Here is an 18,788-nt window from a genome sequence, read left to right as displayed (position 1 = left end):
AAAAATCCTGATTTTGGAAAAAACAAGTTTTGGTCGAGTCAATCTCCCTCTTGCAGATTTTTTACACAAACAAAAAGCAGAGATTGCCTAGGAAGGAGTTTATATGAAATTTTTGCGCTGCCTCGCTTCTATTTCATGCTCCTAAACAATCTCTACTCAAAAAGAGAAAATTGTGGATTAAGATATTTTTTATATGTTAGTATTAAAATAAATGGCTGTCAAGGGTTTTTAATAATCTGTCTTAATCCACAAATTTTAATAAAATATTAATTATTTTAATTAAATGTTTCTTGTGAAACTTTTTCTCTATTAAATATTTTCTAATGCTAAACGTAAATCTTCAATTAAATCATCCGCATTTTCTAACCCAATTGATAATCTAATTTGCTCCGGAGTAATTCCAGTGTACTGTAATTCCTCTGGACTTAATTGACCATGTGTTGTTGACGCTGGATGAATTGCTAAACTTTTCGCATCTGCTACATTCGCTAAGTTTGAAAAGATTTCTAAACTATCAATTACTTTACGCGCTGCTTCTTCTCCTCCAACTACATCGAATGAGAAGATTGATCCACTACCTTTAGGTAGATATTTCTTAGCTAATTCATAATATTTGTTTCCTTCTAATCCTGGATAGTTGATTGAAGCTACTTTAGGATGTTTCACTAAGAAGTCGATTACTTTTTGAGTATTTTCTACGTGACGCTCTACTCGTAAAGATAATGTTTCTAAACCTTGTAATAATAAGAATGCATTAAATGGTGATAATGCTGCTCCTGTATCACGTAATAACTGTGTTCTCACATTTGTAATGAACGCCGCAGGTCCTACATCTCTTGTATAACTTAAGTTATGGTAACTTGGGTCTTCATCAACTAATTGTGGGAATTTTCCACTACCTTCCCAATCAAATTTACCACTATCAACGATAACTCCACCAATTGATGTACCGTGTCCCCCAATGAATTTAGTCGCAGAATGAATAATAATATCTACACCATGACTAAATGCATTAATTAAGTATGGACTAGCAAATGTGTTATCTACTACTAATGGAATTTTGTGTTTGTGAGCAATTTCAGCCCATTTTTCTAAGTCAGCAATATTTGCTAATGGGTTTCCTAAAGTTTCTACAAATAGAGCTTTAGTTTTATCAGTAATTGCTTGCTCAATTTCTTCAAAATTATCTGGATCAACAAAAGTTGACTCTACACCATAGCGTGGTAGGGTAAGTTTTAACAGGTTATATGTTCCTCCATATACATTTTTAGAAGATACAATGTGATCTCCAGCATGTGCTAATGTTAAAAATACGTATGTAATTGCCGCCATTCCTGAAGCTACAGCTAATGCACCAACTCCACCTTCTAATGCATTAATTCTTTCTTCAAAGACTGCAGTAGTAGGGTTAGTAATACGTGTATAAATATTCCCAGCTTTTCTTAATGCAAATGAATCAGCTGCATCTTGAGTATCATCAAAAACAAATGATGTTGTTTGATAAATAGGGACAGCTCTTGCTTTTGTATCTCCAACTGTTTGTCCTGCGTGTAGTTGTAATGTTTCAAAACTAAATTTTCTTGTCATAATATATTTCCTCTTTTCTTCGTTTCTGTGAGTTCTGTGTTTTTAGGTAATAAAAAACACCCCTATTGCTTATGCAATAGAGGCGATCATCTTAATTCGCGTTACCACTCTAGTTTATACTAATCTTGCGATTAGTACCTTATTCAGTACATGTTTATACTGTGTGCTATATCGTGCAGCTCACGTGTTTACCTATTAGATAAACAAAACTCTAAGACCATTTTCAACTAATCTTCACCATGTTACTTCGCACCAACCAATAACTCTCTGTTGTAGCTACGTATTAATTTACTTATCTTTTCAACGTTTGTGTATTAAATTAAACTAATTGTACACCTGTTTTTCATATTTGTCAATAACTTTTTTTAAAAAAATTAAAACGTTTTATTTTTCTTCTATAAGATGTTAAATAAAAAATTTTATGAAAATATTTTAATCTATTTATTATTCTAGAAATAAAAATTTAGTGAAATTATTTATTTTAATTTAAGAAATAGTAATTTTCTCAACTGTAAAATATAAAAAGGGAAAACAGGGGGATAAAAAACAAAGAAAAATATCAAGAAAAAGACGTAATAAATAAAAGAAACAACTAATAAAAAAAGAATAGAGACTACTAAAACGAAAAATAATGGAAATAGTTAGAAAAAAAACTAGAAGTATCGAAGAAAATAATAAACCTAGATAACTTAAAAACAGGAGTAATCAACGTAGATATAATGGACAATTTGATATCGAATAAAACAATGGAATACTGATAAAAAACTACCAAACGTTAATAATACACATAATAAAAAGAGTAGGTGCATGTCTTGAAAAAGATAGTAATTTACACATTTCTTTCAACAAATTACTACTATTAATCATATTTTACGCCTCTTATTACACTTTTAAATATATTTCTACACTTTATATCTCTTTTCCTCCTTTTTTTCCTTAACCTAAATCATCATCCTTCTGTCCTTTTTATGATATAATAGCAGTATTAACACTCATATCACTATATGATTATCCCAGGAGGTTTATATGGAATTTACTAAAACAAATGATGGTTTCGTTAAATACGATGAAAATGGCAGAGTTATCGCCGAAATCACCTATTTCCCTACTAATGACCCTAATATTGTTGTTGCTGATCATACTTTTGTTGATCCTTCACTTCGAGGTCAAGGTGTTGCAGGTAAGCTATTAGACGCTCTTGTTAAAGATATGCAAGAACAAAATAAAAAAATTATCGCAACTTGCTCTTATGTCGTTAAAAAATTCCAAGAAGATTCTTCTTACGACTTTATTAATGCCGAAAAATAATATTTAAAAAAGCAGAAAATTGATTTTTCAATTTTCTGCTTTCACTTTATTATATATTAATCGATGTTATTATTTTTTTATTTAATCTATTTGTTATTGTCTTGTTAAAATTTTTAATTTCATTTAAAAAACAAATTATATTAGTATTTAATTATATGTAATTGTCCTTTGTCATACTCTGCTAAGAATATTTTAGATGTGTCTTCATATCCTAATTCCAATAAAGTTTCTTTTAACCATTCTTCTGTTTTATCCATCGATTCTAATGTACTATGTTGGATAGTTCCATCAGTAATTACCGGATATTTAGGATTTTCATCACCTTGTTGTATTATAATTAGTTGTCCATTTTGTTCTAAAACCGCTCTTTTTACTTTTTGAATACTATAAACACCTTGTGTTCTTAATTTAAAAGCTATGTCTTGTGCTGTTAAACCAGCTTTTCTTGTTGCTTCTACATCTATTTTTCCTTTTTTTATTATTGTTGTAGGTTCTCCGTCTATCATTTTTTTTAAGTATGAGTTATTTGTTTTTAACCACTTTAGACCTAATACCAAAATTATCCATATTAATAATATATTGAAGTATTGTAAAATAGAAATTGATGGACTATATATTACCCCTCCTAATATTCCCCCGAGTACATAGTTTTGAACTTGATCACTCGCTGAAGTTGGTGCTAAATTTCCTTTTCCTGATATATTAATTACTATTACAAGCGATAATAAACCTAAAGCTAGTTTTATTGCTATATCTATATATGAAAGTTGCATTATCTTTTCACCTCCACTTTTTCAACAATTGGTTCTACCAATTCTATTTTCTCTAGTAAATAATCACCCTTTTTTCCGTTACTTATTACTCTATAGTAGTTATCATCTATTTTTAAAAATGAATTTTCTATAGAGGCTTCACTATTTATATAGATATGTGTTTTGTCAATATTTAATTTTTCTGAAACTCCCTCAATAAATTCAATAGAGCTTTTATACTGATTAGCTGATATACTATTACTTTGATAATCACATGCTTGTATCCCGATTAATAAAAAAATACCTAATATCATTATGATAGCTAATTCTCTATACTTGCTATCTTGTCTATTTTTATAATACTTAAATAGTGACACTATTATTAGTAATAGTAAGAATCCTCCTACTACATATGTTATAGTATTACTCTGATCTATTTTATTTAATAAATATTCATAAGAATAAAATTTCAAACCTATCACTCCTTTTGTTTTACGTGAAACATTTATATTATTCTATTTTTAACTCCTACGCTATTCTATCTTTATCATCTAAAATATTTTTCATAGATAGTTTTGTTGTTTATTTCCATACAATTTTAAAGTTACTTAAATATTTTCTTATCGTATTGTTGTTTAAATGAGTATTCATTTATGAAAATTCTATGTTTTTAATTTTAGCACAGAGCTAAATAGATTGTAAAATTTCACGTGCACTCCACTGATTTCGAAGATATTTTATCATAGCTAAATGATGAATAACTAAATAATTGATATTTTCAGCAAAATAGTAGGGTATTTCTCATAATCTTCATAAAAAGTAGTGAGTGTCATTGTTTCTACTGTTTCTCCCAGTTTTTCTAAGACATAAGAAATACCTTCATTTATATCATTACTAGTCGTCACTTTACTAGTTTTTCCATGTTCCCACTCATTTTTATAGCTTATTCTTTAAAAAACACGACCATCTGCTATTCTCTTCATTACTTGCTATTATTTTTCTAATTTTGTTTTTCTTAGCATTAGCTCGCCTTTTTTATTCTAATAGGCCCATCACTCAATTTATGCTCTTTGTCCCGCATTAATATTCTTATAACCTGCATCGTTCTTCTAAGTGCCTCTAAAGCTGAGAATTCCCATCTCATCGTAGCTTCCATCATAAGTTCAAATGCATCTTTAAAACCTGTTTCTCTTTCTGCACCTCTAGGATCACCTATAAATAGTACATTATTTAGTGAAACTTCGTCTATTATCATTCTTTCAGGCTTGTATCCTATTAATTTGCGAAGAATACCTGCCAAGTATGGATCTATTATATCTTCTTTTTTCAAGTAATCTATATACTCATTTTCCGAATCAAAGATTGGTAACTTAATATTCCCGTGAACTAGATAATCTTTCTCTTCTGTTACTCTTACAACATCAATCACTCCAAACTCATCGAATTTAATGTAATCGATAGAATATTTTGTGTCCCATTCATTTACATCTTCTATATAAAATTTTGGTCCCATAAATTACCTCTTTTCTTAAAATTAATACAGGAACAACTTAAACCCATAATCTCATAGAAATTTATTTTTATTAAGTCACCCCCGCTAATTTTATTTTTTAATAAGTATTTTTAATCATTAAGCATGATTTTAAATAAGATATTACTTTTGTCAGTCATGCTAAAGATAAAAATATACGTCATGGTTTATCCACAACGCATATTATATTTTACAACAAATTGTCTTTTAATACAAGCTCTACAGGACAATGATCACTACCAAATATTTCATTGTGAATAGCAGCACTTTCTAAGTACTCTTCTAAATCACGACTTACTAAGAAGTAATCAATTCTCCATCCTGCATTATTTTTACGTGCGTTAAAACGATAACTCCACCAAGAGTAGGCACCTGTTAAGTCTGGATTATAATATCTAAATGTATCGATAAAGCCAGCATCTAATAACTTCGTGAATTTTTCTCTTTCTTCTGGTGTGAATCCTGCATTTTTCGTGTTTGATTTCGGATTTTTTAGATCTATTTCTGTATGTGCAACATTTAAATCTCCACAAACAACAACACCTTTTGTTTTATTTAATTCTAATAAATAGTTTTTAAAATCTTCTTCCCAACTCATACGGTATTCTAATCTCTTAAGCTCACTACCTGAATTTGGCGTATACACTGTAATAAAGAAGAATTTATCATATTCTAGAGTAATTACACGACCTTCTGTATCATGTTCTTCAATTCCTATTCCATAAGTTACATTTAATGGCTCGTGTTTAGTATATATCGCAGTTCCTGAGTATCCTTTACGCTCAGCATAGTTAAAATAGCTATAATACCCCTCGAATTGTAAATCTAATTGTCCTGCCTGCATCTTCGTCTCTTGTAAACAGAAGAAATCAGCATCTAATTGTTTAAAATCTTCTTCAAAATTTTTACCAACGATCGCTCTTAGACCATTGACATTAAAACTTATACATTTCATTTCGTTCTCCTTTTTGTTTCATGTTTCATGTGAAACATTTTATTTTCCTAGACAGAATCTACTGAATAATTCATTTATCAGTTCATCACCAGAGTTTTCTCCGATAACTTCTCCTAATAGATTGAATGTATTCGTATAGTCTATAAGTACCATATCCACTTCAAGACCCATCTCTGCTGCTCCGATAGCATCATTTAAGCTTGTTAAAGCACGTTGAATAAGGTTGATTTGACGTGTGTTTGATAAGTACGTCGCATCTTTTGGACGAGCAGCTCCACCAAAGAATAAATCTCTAATGTTTTTCTCTAGTTCATCTATTCCTTTATATGTTGTCATAGATGTTTTTATAATAGGGTGGTTGTATGCTAATTTTTCAACTTCAGCAATATCAATTTTCGTCTCTAAATCTAGTTTGTTTAATATTACTATAGTTGTTTTTCCTTCAGTTAACTTTAATAATTCTTTATCATCTTCAGTTAATTCTTCACTACTGTTTAATAAAAATAATACTAAATCGGCTTTTTCTAAAGCTTCTTTACTACGTTTTACCCCGATTTGTTCCACGATATCATCTGTTTCACGAATACCAGCCGTATCTATTAATTTAATCGGTACTCCTTTAATGTTTACATACTCTTCTAGAACGTCACGAGTTGTTCCAGCAATATCTGTTACGATAGCTTTATTTTCTTGTAGTAGGTTATTTAACAGTGAGCTCTTACCAACGTTAGGTCGTCCGATAATAGCTGTGTTTATACCTTCTTTAATAATTTTCCCTTGTTTTGATGTTTCTAGTAAACTCTCTAAACTATTTCTTATACTTGTTGATTTTTCAAGAATAGTTTTTGTCGTTTCTATTTCTAAATCATCATATTCAGGGTAGTCGATATTTACCTCAACAACTGTTAGTATATCCAAAATTTCAGCTCGTAGACGTTTAATAAGCGTCGATAAACGTCCTTGCATTTGGTTGTTAGCTATTTGACTAGCCTCATCTGTTTTACTCTTAATAAAGTCGATTACAGCCTCTGCTTGCGTTAAATCGATACGACCATTTAAGAAGGCACGTTTTGTAAATTCACCTGGTTCAGCCATTCTAGCTCCATGTTCTAAGCAAAGTGCAAGTACTTTTTGAATCGTTACAATACCACCGTGACAGTTGATTTCTATAACATCTTCTGTAGTATATGTACGAGGACCTACCATTTTCACAAGCATAATTTCTTCGATTTTCTCATTCGTAGCTGGATCAACTACATTTCCATAATTTATGGTGTGACTAGCTAGACTTTCTACAGTTTTTCCTTTTGGTAATCTAACTATTTTTTCAGCAATGCTAAATGCTTCGTCACCACTAAGTCTAACAATACCTATAGCTCCTTCTCCTAGAGCTGTCGATATAGCGCAAATTGTTTCACTCATTGTTCAAACTCCTTTTAAATTTTTATATTAATAAAAAATTCATATCCTATTTATTATACACTATTCCTTTGAATTTTTCTCTATATACGACCGAGTTACATTTTATATACTTTTTTTTAATAATAGGTTAGGGGGGGATAAACAAAAAAGGCTCATCAAAAAATCGGACTGATGGAAAAAATCAGTCCGATTAAGATTGTTGAGTTTAGTTCGTTCAAACAAATAGAATGCTTGCAATCAGCATAAAAAACCAGCAACTTTTTTATGAAGTTTCTGGTTTTGTTTATATAATTTTTATAAAGAAGTAATAAAAGTTATACCACCTAATATCACTCCCGCTGCATTGGGAATGATAAGGATCCAGTCTTTTTTAGGTTCTTTTGTCCAACCATAGATTACCCAAATTAAACAAGAAACTGCTGCAAATAGTGGTTGGAATGGTTGAGCTTTTTCTCCTTGTAAGTTAGCGATAATTTGTGGAATATATGCAATAAAAACAAGAATCCCAATAAAAGCTCCAATAGATCCAACAAAGCGATTAATTTTTTGTTTAGACATATAATATACCTCCTAAGGTCTCATTATATCAGAAGAGAAAAGATACTGTCAATAATTATGTTAAACACAAAATATTATACACTAGCAAAAAAAAAAGGATTCCTGAGCTTTAAGCTCATGACTCTTCTCATCAGTCCTAAATTTTGTAGAACCACAAAAAATAAGTAGCTGGATAAATCTCCAAACTACTTATTCTTTATTATTTTATTGAAAAGGGGACTTCCCCCAAAAGACCTAAATTTTAACAAAGTGTATATGAAAACTCATAGACGCAGTGGTTTATTGATATCTAAATGCGCTTTAGAAAAGCTTTTTAGATATCTAATAAACTGTGCGAGGGTGACTCGACAAAATCGATTTCTCCGAAATCACGATTTTTGAGTCACTCCTTCTATTTCATAAGTTCTATTTCTGAAATCGCAAATTCCAAATCATCTAAATCATACTCTTTTGGCAGTACACCGCATGCTCCATTAGCAAATGCCTGTCTTTTATATACGGGTACTTCACCAACACTACTGCAGATAAGCACTTTTGCATCAGGAAACTTTGTACAAATTTCCTTCGTCGCCTCTAAACCATCCATTATCGGCATACAAATATCCATCGTCACGAAATCTGGTTTTAACCTTCTATACATTCTCACAGCTTGTTCGCCATTTTCTGCAAAATGACACTTATATCCTGCACGACTAGCAATTTCTGCTCCACGACTTCTATAATATGAACTATCATCAACTATTAATACTGACTTCATTAGGCCTCCTATTTAGCTGTAATAACTAAATATCTATGTGGCTCTTCACCACGTGATTCTGTTTCAACATTTTTAATTCCTGTTAAGGCATTGTGAATAATTTTTCTTTCAATGCTTGTCATTGGTTCTAATTCTACAGGTTTTCCAATTTTTTTAGATTTTTTAGCTAAGTTTAACGCTAATTCTTCTAATGTTTTCTTACGATTTTCTCTATAATCATCACAATCAACTTCTATTCTGAAGTAGTGTGAGCTGAATTTTTTAGCATAGTTATTAACTAAAAATTGTAAACTGTTTAAAGTGATTCCACGTTTACCAATTATTAAACTAGTATTTTCTTCTGTTTTAATATTTAAAGTAAAATGACGATTACCATCTTCTCTAAAATCTACAGTCGCATCAGGATATCCCATTGCAACAACAATATTTTGTAGATAATTTACAATACGATCTTGATTTTTTACGATGTAATCTTCTCTTTTAGCTTTTTTAACCTGTTCTTCATTTTGTTCAGCTTCTACAACAGGTTCTTCTTCTTCTGCTGGTTTTGTTTCTTCAGTATGAACATCTTGTTCAACCACTTTTTCTACAACAACTTCTTCTTGTTCTATTGTTTTAACTTCAACTTCTTGCTCTTTTTCTGCTACTTTCTCAACTTCAACTACTTCTACAGTAGCTTTAGCTAATTCAACAGCATCTTCCTTATTATAATCTTCATCTAATGGAACTAATTTTACTTTTGCTTCTTTTTTAAATAAACCGAAAATACCTGCGCTCCCACCTTCGATTACTTCAATTTTTACTGCGTCTTCTGTTAAAGCTAGGTCTTTTAATCCTTTTTTTATAGCTTCATCTACAGTAACTCCAACATAATAATATTCTTTTTCCATTCTTAACTCCTCTTCGCTTTCATAAGTTTTGATCTTTTTAAAACATGATCGATGCTGCTGCCGAACTCTAAGAATGGCATATCTTTAGCACCTGGTCTTACTATCACTATAATATCATAGTTTTTAACAAGTTCTTTTCTTGTTTTAAAAGTTTCTCGTATGTATCTTTTTATTTTATTACGTTCAAAGGCTTTTCCTAATTTTTTACTAACAGAAATCCCCAAACGCATATGGTCTAAATTATTTTTTTGATAATAAATAACAAACTGTCTATTCGCAAAAGATTGTTTTTTTCTAATAATATTATCAAAATCTTGACTTCTTTTTACTCTATATTCTTTTTTCATTTTAAAACCTTTCTTAACACTAATATTTTAACAGTTTATTTAACTTTTTACAACTATCTTTCTTATTTTTTAGGACTGTCTAATAAAAAAAGGGTACCACTTTCGCGATACCCTCAGTGCAAACATTAAGCTGAAAGAACTTTTCTTCCTTTAGCTCTACGTCTTGCTAATACATTTCTTCCGTTTTTAGTGCTCATTCTAGCTCTAAATCCGTGTACTTTTGAATGTTTTCTTTTATTTGGTTGATACGTACGTTTCATTTTGTCCTCCTCGAGTTTTCTTTTCTTTACTTAGATAGATGTAATAACTGAATTAGTTTAACATATCTAAAATAATTTATCAAGTAAAAACCTCATTTTTTCTAAAAAAAATCTAGACAGGCGCAAATATGCGATAAAATGGGAGTGACTCAAAAATCGTGATTTCGTAGAAATCGATTTTGTCGAGTCATCCCCGCACAGTTTATTAGATATCTAAAAAGCTTTTATAAAGCGAATTTAGATATCAATAAATTACTGCGTCTATGAGTTTTTTTATGAACTTTTAAGAATTTTAGAACTTTTGGATAAACACCGATTAAAATTCTTATTTCTTTCATTATAGATAAAAATAATACTCCATGTACTAATAGATAATATTGTTAATAAGCTGTTAATTTTTATTTTACAGTATAAGAAAATATTTAAGTATCTCTTTTGAAGATTTTTTCACAATTTATTATAAGTTATCCACATATCTTTGTGAATAACTTTATTAACATATAGAAAATATTTTCTTTTTTCTTAAGTTTTTAACAGATTTATAAAGTTATTCACAATTTCACATTTAAAAGTTATTCACAGCTGTTAATTGTGTGTGAAAAACTCTTTCAGTATATTTATATCAATCATAAAAGGTGTTAATAACCTTTTAAATTATCTTGATTATTTATTTTATTTTTTTTCTTTTTAACATATTCACAACTTTTTTCTAATCTTTTTTTCACATAGTTAATAACTTCTGTTAACAACTTGTGAATAACTTATATTTTATTTTATTAACAATCTATGTTATAATTATTTATATATTTTTTTAAGGAGGTATTTCATTGAGTAATTCTAATTTCTTATGGGAAATAATTCTTCGTGAACTAAAGAGTACCGTTGATCCTCATGTATTTGATACTTGGTTTTCTGGTGCTTCTATAGATAACGTCGATTTTATGAAAAAATCAATAGTTATTACTAGTAAAGAAGCTCTTATTTCTCAATTTATTCAAGGTGCTTATGATCAAAAATTAAAAGAAATACTAAAGAAAAATACTGGATTTGATTTTAATATAGACTATACTTCCCTTGACACTGATATTCCTCTAATTACACCTCATGTTGTTGATGAGAAGCCAGCAGCTGAAAATCTAATTAGACAGAACTTTCTTCAAGGTGATAAACCTTCTGGGGCTCAACATTTTTACCAAAAACAAACTTTTCCTCTAGAAGATTATAAACATCCTGTCCCTAATAAAAATATTACAGCGAGTAAAAAGAATCCTACGCTTAATAAAAACTACACTTTTGAAAATTTCGTAGTAGGGGAAGGTAATGCTTTTACACATAATATAGCATGGAATGTTGCAGTTTCTCCTGGTGGTATCTATAACCCTCTATTTATTTACGGAGGAGTTGGATTAGGAAAAACTCACTTACTTCACGCTATTGGTAATGAAATGGAAGCTAATTTTCCTGATTTTAAAATTGAATGTATTTCATCTGAGAAGTTTTTAAATGAATTTCTTGCTTCTATTAAACCGATGAAAGATAAAAACAACTATACTAATGCAGATGAAGACTTTAGAAGAAAATATCGCGATGTTGATGCTCTTTTAATCGATGATATTCAATTCTTATCAGGTAAAACTGAAACACAAAATGCATTTTTCCATACATTTAACGAGCTTCAAATGAATCAGAAACAAATCGTCCTTATTAGTGATCGCTCTCCATCTCAACTTAATGATTTGGAAGATAGATTAGTTACTAGATTCAGTCAGGGGATAACTGCGGACATTACACCACCTGACTTCGAAACACGTATGGCCATTATTAAATTCAAATGTGAACAGTTCGATATTAAACTAGATGAAGAGACACTTACTTATATTTCTAGTAATGTATCATCTAATATAAGAGAGCTTGAAGGTGTTCTTAAACGTATTAAGTTCACAGCAACTTCTAAACATGAACAACCTTCACTTAGTATTGCCGAGGAAATACTAAAAAGCGCGAAAACTTCACCTAGAAAAAATATCTCACCTGACAACATTATTAATGTTTGTGCAGACTTCTATAAAATCAAGGTTGATGATATTCTTTCATCTTCTCGTAAAAAAGAAGTCGTACAGGTTAGAAATATAGCTATCTACTTATGTAGGGAACTTACTACATTATCATTTCCTTCTATAGGTGATTGTTTTAATAAAGATCATACTTCTATTCTTTATTCATTCAATAAAATAGCAAAACTAAGTAAAGATGAAAATCCTGAGATTTTTGAAGATATAGAAGTAATAAAAGAACGTTTAGGAAAAATATAAGAGGCTGTTAAAATCTACTAAAGATATTACTATGTTTTTTCACAAGTTATTAACAAGGAAAAATTCATTATTTTTGAGTATTCTTTAGTTTTCCACAGTTTTTACAGGCCTTATTATTATTATTTTATTAAATATATATTATATATAAGGAGAAAAAATGAAATTTACTATAACTAAATCAAATTTTCTTGATGGTTTAAATCACGTATCAAGAGTTATTGCCCCTAATTCTCTTTTTGAAATTCTAAAAGGAATTAAAATAGAATTAGAAAAAGATAAACTTATATTAAAAGCAAGTGATTCTTTAGTATCTGTAGAATATTCTGTAGATAGTTACGAAGATGATAAAGAAGTTATTACTATAGAAGACGAAGGACAAGTAGTATTACCTTCTCGTAATTTTATAGAAATAATTAGAAAAGCACCAACAGATTTAATAGAGATAGAAACAATTGGTAACAATATTTTAGTTAAATCAGGTAAAAGTGAATTTAACGTAAAAGGATATGATGCAAATGATTATCCAGAATTCCCAGTTATCTCTAAAGAAAACAGTCTTAAATTAGAAGCTAATGTTTTTAATGATATTATTAAAGAAACAGTATTCTGTACTGCACCTAACGATCAAAGACCTATTCTTGAGGGGGTTAACTTCTCATTAAGTAACAAAATCTTAACAGCTACTGCAACTGACTCATATCGTCTAAGTAGAAGACAAGTTACACTAAATGATGAAGATAGTAATAAAGAGTTTAACTTAATTATTCCTAGAAAAGCTCTGACTTACTTCCAAAGAATGATTGAAAATGGAAAAGATCAAGTAGAAATCTTCTATGAAAATAATAGAATAGTTCTTTACTACCAAAATGTAGTTTATACAGTATTATTAATTAGCGGAAACTATCCAAATACTAATAAACTTATTCCTACTGTTTTTGAATGTACATTCGTAGCGAACAGTAGAGAATTCTTTAGTGCAGTTGATAGGGTTGCATTAATGAGTAGAGAAGATAAAGATGATATTATTAAATTAGTAGTAACTGATAATCTATTAGAAGTTTCTTCTCAGTCTAAAGAGTTAGGAAGTGCTGTAGAGGAATTAAAAGTTTCTTCTACATTAGAAGATGAAAAATTCGAAATTTCTGTATCTGGCAAATATCTAAAAGACGCGGTATCTGCGGTTGCTGCGGAAGAAATTATCGTTAAGTTCTCAGGTGAGCTAACAGCGTTTATTATTCAACCAAGTGATTACCACAGAGAAATTATTGAATTAATTTTACCAGTAAGAACTTACTAATAATAAATAGGGTAAGCGGATTGAAATAAAAAGATCCGTAAAATCAATTATTAAATTTAAAACGTAATGGTTTATAGATAAGGGGATGACCCAAAAGTACTAAATTTAAAAAAAAGTTTACAAGAAAACTCATAGACGCAGTGGTTTATTGATATCTAAATGCGCTTTAGAAAAGCTTTTTAGATATCTAATAAACTGTGCGGGGATGGCTCGACAAAATCGATTTCTACGAAATTATGATTTTTGAGTCACTCCCAATAATTTTTAGAATATCTATTAACTATACGGGGGTGACTTTGTAAATATGATTTATATAAAATCAGTATTTTTGAGTTACTCCCTTTTCAAGGTTAAATTTAGGAGGAACAATGACAAAGAAAAAAACTAGCATATTAATTTTATTAGGTGTTATCTTTTTAGGACTTATTCTTAGAACACCTATTACAGCAGTAGGAGCAATCGTTGGACCATTAAAGTCTATCTTAGATATTAACAACACGGTTGCTGGATTTATCACAACAATACCATTAATTGCATTTGCAATATTCAGTCCAATGGTAGCAAAATTATCAAATAAAGTAGGCTTAGAAAAGACGATATTATTAGCTGCAGTTATTATAACTGTAGGTTTAGGTTTTAGATTTTACATTAATACTTATGTATTCTTCCTTACGACATTTATCGTAGGAGTAGGAATAACAGTAGGTAATGTATTATTACCAGGATTAGTTAAGAAATACTACCCAGAAAAACTAGGAGTTATGACTGGTTTTTATGCAGTTGTTATGAATGTAGGGGCTGCGTTTGCTGCTGGGGTAAGTTATCCACTATTAAGTACAAATATAGGTGGAGAGAAATTCTCAACTGGACTTGCGGTTAATATTTGGATTGTTATTGCGATTATCAATATCTTTATCTACGCAGCTATGTCAAAAAATAACGTAGTAAGTGATGTTAAAGATACTCATGAAAAAGTCCATGGATACTTTAAACATTCTAAAATGTGGACGATTATGTTGAGTATGGGATTACAATCTGCATTATTCTATTGTAGTGTTTCATGGTTTGCTGAAATTATGATTAGTAAAGATTTCTCACCTGAAACAGCAGGACTATTATTATCAATTAGTCAATTCGCTCAATTTCCATCTACTTTTATAGTACCGATTTTAGCTGATAAATTACATAATAAATTAATTATTCCTACAGTAATTACGATTGGATATATCGTGTCACTTGTTGGAATGCTTTCGACAAGTGGAAACTTCGTATTAATGCTAACATTTATAGTTATCTTCGCGTTAGCTGGAGGAGGATCATTCTCATATGTTATGTATCTATTCTCAGCTAAATCAAGAAATGAAAGTGAAGCGGCAGATATCTCAGGTTTAGCACAATCAGGGGGATACTTGTTAGCGGCAATATTCCCACCATTATTAGGATATATCAGAGATATCTCTGATTGGAATAAAGCGCTATATGTATTAATAGCGACGTCAGCTGTATTACTAGTGACATTAATTCACTGTAGTTCAAAAGGAAATATTATAGAAAAATAATAAATAAGAGTAACTAACTAGCTATTTCTCTGAAAATAGTATAGATTAGTTACTCCTTTTTTATAATATCAAGTTTTCATAAAGAAAAGTTTAAAGAAACAAAAATAAGTATATGAATAATACAGAAAGAAGAAGTAATTGATATAATATATAATATGTTAATCTATTATAAATACAGTTTAGAGAAAAATAATAGTACAAGAATAAGAATTTTAATAAAAAATTAAGGTGCTTAAAAAAAAATTAAAATAAAATTGAAAAATTATCTTATAATATTAGTTATAAGTAAAAATTAAGAATAAAATAAGAAAACGTTTTAACTAATATTGAAATAATACATAATAAATTGTAAAAAATATATGAAAATTTGTTTAGATTAATAACAAGATTGTATAATTTAAAGTAATAAAAACACTTTCTTTTTTTACAATAATATGATATAATTCTAGAGGAAATGAGATATTTATACTTTAATTTAAATATTATAGTATTTTGTTTCATAAATATAAAATAGTAAAAATAATTACTTTAAAATATCTAAAATTATATATAATATATGGAGGTTTTCTTATGAAAGCGAAAAATAGAAAAGTTGTTTTAATAGGAGCAGGAATGGTAGGGATGAGCTTTGCTTATCAATTATATTCAAGCGGACTTTGTGAAGAACTAGGATTAATTGACTTCTTCGCTGAAAAAGCAGAAGGTGAAGCAATGGACCTTAACCACGGTGGAGCTTTAGTACCACCTATTAAAGTAACTTCAGGTGGATACGAACAATGTGCTGATGCAGACGTAATCGTAATCGCTGGAGGTCTTCCACAAAAACCAGGTGAAACTCGTCTTGACTTAGTTGACAAAAACATGAAAGTAGTTAAAGATATGTCTGAGCAAATCGTAGCTTCAGGATTTGATGGAGTTATCGTTATCGCATCTAACCCAGTAGACGTATTAACTAACGCTTTACAAAAATTCACTGGATTCCCAAGAAACAAAATCGTTGGATCAGGAACTACTCTTGACTCTTCAAGATTCCGTTACATCTTAGGAGAAAAATTAGGATTAGCACCAAGCAGTGTTCGTGGATATATCATTGGGGAACACGGAGACACTCAACTTGCTGCATGGAGTAACGTAAATGTTTACGGAAAACAATTCGACAGATTCTTAGAAACTTCTAAATACACTAAAGAAGACTTCGCTGATGTAGAAGAAAAAGTTATGCGTGCTGCATACGAAGTAATTAATCGTAAACGTGCTACTTACTACGCAATCGGACTTGCATTATTCACAATCGTAAAAGCTATCTTACGTGACGAAAACGTGGAATTAGCAGTAAGTGGATACTGTGATGGACACTACGGAATCGACGGATTATACATCGGAACTCCAGCTATCGTTGGACGCGAAGGTGTTCGTGAAGTGGTAGAATTAGACTTAACTGAAGAAGAAACAGCTAAAATGCAACATTCAGCTAAAGTTCTAAAAGAAACTTTAGAAAAAGCATACGCAGCTTTAGAAGCTTAATTCAATTAAAAAATTATAGAAGAATTAGATTCAAATCTTTAATTTAAAGAAGAATTTAATTCTTCTTTTTTTTGTAAAACTTAAGTAAAGGAAATACTATATTTATAAATAAGTAAACGTTTTTTGAAAATAAAAAAATATGAATAATTTTGTTTTCAAGTACTAGACTTATATTAAAAAATTTGTTACAATATAAAAGGATGAAAAGGTTTTAAAAGTTATCAAAATAAATAAACAATAAAAAATAGAGGAGATAGACTATGACAATAACGATATATGACGTAGCAAAAGAAGCAAAAGTATCGATGGCAACTGTATCTAGGGTTGTTAACAATAACCCTAATGTAAAAGAAGATACAAGACTACGTGTCCAAGAGGTTATTAAGAAATTAAGATATACACCTAACGCTGTTGCCAGAGGACTTGCTAGTAAGAAAACAACAACAATCGGTATAGTATTACCAGATATAGCAGACTTATCTTCTGCAGAAATAGTAAGTGGTATTGAATCAGTAGCTAATATGTATAAATACAATATCATTTTAGCAAATTCATGTGATGATCAAGAAATCGAAAAAAATATTTTTGCTTCATTCGTAAGTAAACAAGTGGATGGAATCATCTATTTAGGACACTCATTATCAGATAGTTCTAAAAATTATTTACAAGACATTCAAATACCAGTAGTACTAGCTGGGAATTTAGGAACAGATTCTGAGTTTTATTCAGTAAATATTGATTATGAAAAAGCAACATATGATATTACGAAAGAATTTTTATCAAAAGGTACTAAGAATATCTCATTAATAATAGATAAATACGAAAGTCAAAAAACTCAAAGATTAATCAAAGGTTACAAAGATGCCCTAGCATCAGCAAAAGTTGAATTTAAACCTCAAAATATAATTGATGGATATAGAACATATAAAGAAAGTAATAAACTATATAAAGCTGTTAGTAATATTGAAGCAGAAGTTGTAATTACAATGTTCGATGAAGTAGCTTTAGCAACTATGCAACAAGCACTAGATCTTGGAATGAGTATCCCAGGTGATTTACAAATTCTTTCATTAGAAAATACAAAACTAATAAATATGACAAGACCAAAAATTTCATCTGTATTCCAACCAATTTTTGATATAGGTGCAGTTTCTATGCGTGTCTTAACTAAGATTATCGATATAGAAAAAGCAAAACGTAAAGGTGAAGAAATTGATGAAGAAGAGTTAGCAGAATTAAAAGCTCAAGAAAAAGAGATGAATTTACCTTATAGAATAGTTCATAGACAAACAACAAAATAAAAAATAAAAAACACTATTTTATAGAAGAAAAAGTTTAGAAATAGAAAAAATGAAATTTTCTAAACTTTTTTTTCATTTTCTATTGACATAATGTATAAGTGATGATAGAATAATAAAAGTCTTCTGATAGAGAAGCCGAACAATCAAACATTAATTAAAAAGAAATGTTAAGAAATTTAAAAATAACTCTTGACAAAACAAAACAATAATGTTAAACTAATAAAGTCTTAAAACGAAGCGCTGCTTCAAAAAAAACTTTTAAAAAAATAAAAAAAGTTCTTGACAAAGACATCTAAAAATGATAAAATAATTTAAGTGTTGAAGAAACATTTAAGATTAAAAATTAAATAACGCGGGTGTAGTTTAGTGGTAAAACCTCAGTCTTCCAAACTGATGTTGTGAGTTCGATTCTCATCACCCGCTCCATT

Annotated in this window: 17 protein-coding genes, 1 tRNA gene and 1 other annotated feature; of the genes, 7 read left to right on the top strand and 11 right to left on the bottom strand. The window is 29.6% G+C overall.

Annotated elements, in window-relative coordinates; all coding sequences use genetic code 11:
• Positions 1-309: 309 nt before the first annotated feature.
• Positions 310-1,587: an O-acetylhomoserine aminocarboxypropyltransferase/cysteine synthase family protein gene (locus tag HMPREF3186_RS00150; protein ID WP_060913369.1), complete on the bottom strand. Its 1,278-nt coding sequence runs from the start codon at positions 1,585-1,587 to the stop codon at positions 310-312.
• A gap of 75 nt (positions 1,588-1,662) precedes the next feature.
• Positions 1,663-1,900 (bottom strand) — a binding site (T-box leader).
• A 713-nt stretch (positions 1,901-2,613) separates the two neighbouring features.
• Between HMPREF3186_RS00150 and HMPREF3186_RS00145 the strand changes: the two genes are divergently transcribed.
• The gene (locus tag HMPREF3186_RS00145) at positions 2,614-2,895 is read left to right on the top strand and encodes a GNAT family N-acetyltransferase (protein WP_060913368.1); all 282 of its coding nucleotides are present in this window, start codon (positions 2,614-2,616) and stop codon (positions 2,893-2,895) included.
• 140 nt (positions 2,896-3,035) lie between these two features.
• Here HMPREF3186_RS00145 and HMPREF3186_RS00140 read toward each other — a convergent pair whose 3' ends face one another.
• The 10 genes from HMPREF3186_RS00140 to rpmH form a co-directional block, all read right to left on the bottom strand.
• Complete coding sequence (locus HMPREF3186_RS00140) at positions 3,036-3,668, bottom strand: DUF421 domain-containing protein (RefSeq protein ID WP_060913367.1); 633 nt, start codon at positions 3,666-3,668, stop codon at positions 3,036-3,038.
• Positions 3,668-4,129 (bottom strand): DUF3290 family protein, encoded by a 462-nt coding sequence (locus tag HMPREF3186_RS00135; RefSeq protein WP_231724124.1) that lies wholly within the window; start codon positions 4,127-4,129, stop codon positions 3,668-3,670. Before HMPREF3186_RS00135 ends, HMPREF3186_RS00140 begins: the two co-directional genes overlap by 1 nt.
• Positions 4,130-4,668: 539 nt before the next feature.
• Positions 4,669-5,160, bottom strand: a complete 492-nt coding sequence (locus HMPREF3186_RS00130; RefSeq protein WP_060913365.1) for a hypothetical protein — start codon at positions 5,158-5,160, stop codon at positions 4,669-4,671.
• Between the two features lie 208 nt (positions 5,161-5,368).
• Positions 5,369-6,133 carry an exodeoxyribonuclease III gene (locus HMPREF3186_RS00125; protein WP_060913364.1) on the bottom strand — a complete coding sequence of 255 codons (765 nt, stop codon included), beginning with the start codon at positions 6,131-6,133 and terminating at the stop codon, positions 5,369-5,371.
• Positions 6,134-6,172: 39 nt separating this feature from the next.
• Complete coding sequence (gene mnmE / locus HMPREF3186_RS00120) at positions 6,173-7,555, bottom strand: tRNA uridine-5-carboxymethylaminomethyl(34) synthesis GTPase MnmE (protein ID WP_060913363.1); 1,383 nt, start codon at positions 7,553-7,555, stop codon at positions 6,173-6,175.
• A 294-nt stretch (positions 7,556-7,849) separates the two neighbouring features.
• Positions 7,850-8,113, bottom strand: a complete 264-nt coding sequence (locus tag HMPREF3186_RS00115) for a SemiSWEET family transporter (protein WP_060913362.1) — start codon at positions 8,111-8,113, stop codon at positions 7,850-7,852.
• Between the two features lie 391 nt (positions 8,114-8,504).
• Positions 8,505-8,870 (bottom strand): response regulator, encoded by a 366-nt coding sequence (locus HMPREF3186_RS00110; RefSeq protein ID WP_003144242.1) that lies wholly within the window; start codon positions 8,868-8,870, stop codon positions 8,505-8,507.
• Positions 8,871-8,878: 8 nt separating this feature from the next.
• Entirely contained in the window at positions 8,879-9,760 is an 882-nt protein-coding gene (jag, locus tag HMPREF3186_RS00105; RefSeq protein WP_060913361.1) for an RNA-binding cell elongation regulator Jag/EloR, read from the bottom strand.
• Positions 9,761-9,762: 2 nt separating this feature from the next.
• Positions 9,763-10,107 carry a ribonuclease P protein component gene (rnpA, locus tag HMPREF3186_RS00100; protein ID WP_060913360.1) on the bottom strand — a complete coding sequence of 115 codons (345 nt, stop codon included), beginning with the start codon at positions 10,105-10,107 and terminating at the stop codon, positions 9,763-9,765.
• 125 nt (positions 10,108-10,232) lie between these two features.
• Complete coding sequence (rpmH, locus tag HMPREF3186_RS00095; RefSeq protein WP_003144116.1) at positions 10,233-10,367, bottom strand: 50S ribosomal protein L34; 135 nt, start codon at positions 10,365-10,367, stop codon at positions 10,233-10,235.
• Between the two features lie 827 nt (positions 10,368-11,194).
• Here rpmH and dnaA point away from each other — a divergent pair.
• The 6 genes from dnaA (at position 11,195) to HMPREF3186_RS00065 (ending at position 18,786) form a co-directional block, all read left to right on the top strand.
• On the top strand, positions 11,195-12,679 hold the full coding sequence (dnaA, locus tag HMPREF3186_RS00090) for a chromosomal replication initiator protein DnaA (protein WP_060913359.1): 1,485 nt from the start codon (positions 11,195-11,197) through the stop codon (positions 12,677-12,679).
• Positions 12,680-12,836: 157 nt separating this feature from the next.
• Positions 12,837-13,976, top strand: coding sequence for a DNA polymerase III subunit beta (gene dnaN, locus HMPREF3186_RS00085; protein ID WP_060913358.1), 1,140 nt, complete (start codon positions 12,837-12,839; stop codon positions 13,974-13,976).
• A 368-nt stretch (positions 13,977-14,344) separates the two neighbouring features.
• Positions 14,345-15,535 (top strand): MFS transporter, encoded by a 1,191-nt coding sequence (locus HMPREF3186_RS00080; protein ID WP_060913357.1) that lies wholly within the window; start codon positions 14,345-14,347, stop codon positions 15,533-15,535.
• A gap of 570 nt (positions 15,536-16,105) precedes the next feature.
• A complete protein-coding gene (locus HMPREF3186_RS00075) occupies positions 16,106-17,059 on the top strand; it encodes an L-lactate dehydrogenase (RefSeq protein ID WP_060913356.1) in 954 nt (317 codons plus the stop codon).
• A gap of 260 nt (positions 17,060-17,319) precedes the next feature.
• On the top strand, positions 17,320-18,360 hold the full coding sequence (locus tag HMPREF3186_RS00070; protein WP_060913355.1) for a LacI family DNA-binding transcriptional regulator: 1,041 nt from the start codon (positions 17,320-17,322) through the stop codon (positions 18,358-18,360).
• 352 nt (positions 18,361-18,712) lie between these two features.
• A tRNA-Gly gene (locus tag HMPREF3186_RS00065) sits at positions 18,713-18,786 on the top strand.
• The last annotated feature ends 2 nt before the right edge of the window (positions 18,787-18,788 follow it).

Source organism: Gemella haemolysans (genome assembly GCF_001553035.1).
GTDB classification, from domain to species: domain Bacteria; phylum Bacillota; class Bacilli; order Staphylococcales; family Gemellaceae; genus Gemella; species Gemella haemolysans_B.
The sequence above is the reverse complement of the archived record's forward strand: the minus strand, read 5'-3'. Positions and strand labels throughout refer to the sequence as shown.